The following is a 2,573-nucleotide window of genomic DNA, read 5'->3' as shown; positions in this document are numbered from 1 at the left end:
GGGGAGCGCGGGCCGCTCGTGGCGTCGGCGCTGGTCGCCGGGTCGATGGCGCCCGACGTGCCGTTCTTCGCCGAGTCCCTGCTGCCCGGGGTGTACGGGCACGGCGGGTTGACGCACCGGTGGTGGGCGGTGCCGACGCTGGACGTGGCGATCGCGGGCGCGCTGGTGGCGGGCTGGCACGGGCTGCTGCGGGGTCCGCTGGTGGCGCTGCTGCCCGAGCGATGGGCGGGCGCGGCGGAGGCGTTGACGGTCCCGCGCGGTGGCGTGGTGGCGGCGTCGCTCCGCCTGGACGGCTCGCAGACGGCTGCGCGGGCGGGCTGGTTCGCGGTGTCGGCGGCGGTCGGCGCGGCCACGCACGTCGGGTGGGACGCCTTCACCCACGAGGGGCGGCTGGGGGTGCGGCTGCTGCCGGTGCTGGACCGGGAGGCGGCCGGGGTGCCGCTGTACTCCGCGCTGCAGTACGGGAGTTCGGCGCTCGCACTGGCCGCGATCGGCGGCTGGGCGGTACGCGCGGTGCGGGCCGTCGAGCCGGTGCGGCCCGCCGTCGTGCTCTCGCCGGCCGGCCGCGGGGCCGCCGTTGTGGCGCTGGGCCTGGCGACGGCGGCCGGGGTGGCGCACCGGATCAGCCCGCTGCGGCGGGGGCTGATCCCGGAGTTCTGTTTCGGCGCCGGGGCCGGGCTCGCGGTGGGCGCGGCCGGTTACGCGGCGGCCGTCGCGGCCGTGGTGGCGGCCAGGGGCCGGCGGCCGGGGGCAGCCGCCGGCCGGGCGGCGAAGTCGCCGCAAGCCGCGTCGTCCGGGCGCGTGCCCGCCGCGGGGGCGGGCACAACGTCCGTCAGGCGGAGCGCAGTTCGGCGTAGTGGCGCAGGAACAGGGCCTCGCTGAGGGCCATCAGCTCCAGCTCCTTCGGGTCCACGCTCTCGTTGACCGCGTGGATCTGGGTGGTCGGCTCCTCCACGCCGATCAGCACGATCTCGGCCTGCGGGTACAGCGTGCGCAGCGTGTCGCAGAGCGGGATCGAGCCGCCCTCGCCGGAGACGACCATCGGGGTGCCGAAGGCCTCGGCCATGGCCTTGCCCATCGCCTCGTAGGCCGGGCCGGTGGTGTCGGCGTTGAACGCGGCGCCGTTGCCGTGGCGCTCGACCGTCAGGCGCGCGCCGAGCGGCACGTGCGCCTCCAGGTGGGCGACCAGCAGGTCCTGGGCGGCGGCCGAGTCTGTGCCCGGCGGCACACGCAGGCTCACCAGGGCCTTCGCGGCGGCCTGCACGGACGAGGTCGCGCCGATCACCGGCGGGGCGTCGATGCCGAGGACGGTGACGGACGGGCGGGCCCAGAGCCGGTCGGCGACGGTGCCGGTGCCGGTGAGGGCGACGCCGTCCAGCACCTTGGCGTCGGCGCGGAACTGCTCCTCCGGGTACTGCACGCCGTCCCACGTCTGGTCGGTGGTCAGCCCGGCCACGGCGACGTCGCCGTTCTCGTCGTGCAGCGAGGCGAGCACCTTGACGAGCGACTGCAGCGCGTCCGGGGCGGCGCCGCCGAAGGCGCCGGAGTGCAGGTTGCCGGCGAGGGTGGTGAGGGAGAGCTCGACGATCGTCATGCCGCGCAGCGACGCCGTGACGGTGGGCAGGCCGGGGGCGAAGTTGCCGGTGTCGCCGATGACGATGACGTCGGCGGCGAGCAGCTCGGGGTGCGCCTCGGCGTACCGCTGGAGACCGCCGGTGCCCTGCTCCTCCGAGCCCTCGACGATGATCTTCAGGCCGACCGGATAGGCGTCCCCGTGCACCTGGCGCAGGGCGCGCAGGGCGGTCAGGTGCATCAGGATGTTGCCCTTGCAGTCGGCCGCGCCGCGGCCGTACCAGCGCCCGTCACGCTCGGTCAGTTCGAAGGCGGGGCTCAGCCAGGCGTCCTCGTCGAGCGGGGGCTGCACGTCGTAGTGCGAGTACAGCAGGACGGTCGGCGCGCCCACGGGGCCGTGGAGCTCGGCGTAGACGGACTGGGTGCCGTCCGGGGTGTCGAGCAGCTGCACGTTGGTCAGGCCCTCGGCGGCGAACGCCTCGGCGGTCCAGCGCGCGGCCTTCTCGCATTCCTCGACGGGGAACTGGCGCGGGTCGGCGACCGACGGGAAGGCGACCAGCTCGGCGAGGTCGGTGCGGGCGCGGTCCATCAGGGACCGGACGGCGTCGGCCAGGGGCTGTGACATCGGGGCTGCTCCGGGGGCGGGGCCGCCCGAGGGGTTGGTCCGGGCGGGTACGGGCGGTTGGGGTACCGCCGATCATAAGCGGAGCGTGACGCGCGGGCGGGCGCGGCGGTGTGGTGCGGCTCGGCAGGGACCGTCGCGGACGCATAGGATTGCTGGTCGTGACTGACTCCGGAAGCTCCGATTCCCGCAGCCCGCTCGACGCCGAGGCGTCCGAACTGCCGACGGCCTCCGAGGCGTCCGAGACGCCTGCGGCGCGCGAAGTGCCCGTGGCGCCCGAGAGACTCGTCCGGCCTTCCGACGGTCCGTCGGCCGCGCAGTCCGGTGCACCCGAGGTCGCCGAGGCTGCCGAGGCCGCCGACGGCGTCTGGGACGTCGT

2 protein-coding genes and 1 pseudogene are annotated in these 2,573 nt (G+C 75.9%); 2 read left to right on the top strand and 1 reads right to left on the bottom strand.

Annotated features, from left to right (window positions below):
• On the top strand, positions 1–882 hold an 882-nt coding region (locus AB0O00_RS29780), incomplete at its 5' end, for a DUF4184 family protein (RefSeq protein ID WP_363656989.1).
• On the opposite strand, the gene AB0O00_RS29775 is transcribed toward AB0O00_RS29780, so the two are convergent.
• Complete coding sequence (locus AB0O00_RS29775) at positions 833–2,197, bottom strand: dipeptidase (RefSeq protein ID WP_363656987.1); 1,365 nt, start codon at positions 2,195–2,197, stop codon at positions 833–835. The genes AB0O00_RS29780 and AB0O00_RS29775 overlap by 50 nt on opposite strands.
• A 158-nt stretch (positions 2,198–2,355) precedes the next feature.
• Here AB0O00_RS29775 and AB0O00_RS29770 point away from each other — a divergent pair.
• Positions 2,356–2,573: pseudogene (locus tag AB0O00_RS29770) on the top strand (hypothetical protein); the annotation flags it as partial.

Source organism: Kitasatospora sp. NPDC093558 (assembly GCF_040683475.1).
Lineage (GTDB): Bacteria > Actinomycetota > Actinomycetes > Streptomycetales > Streptomycetaceae > Kitasatospora.
The sequence above is the reverse complement of the archived record's forward strand: the minus strand, read 5'-3'. Positions and strand labels throughout refer to the sequence as shown.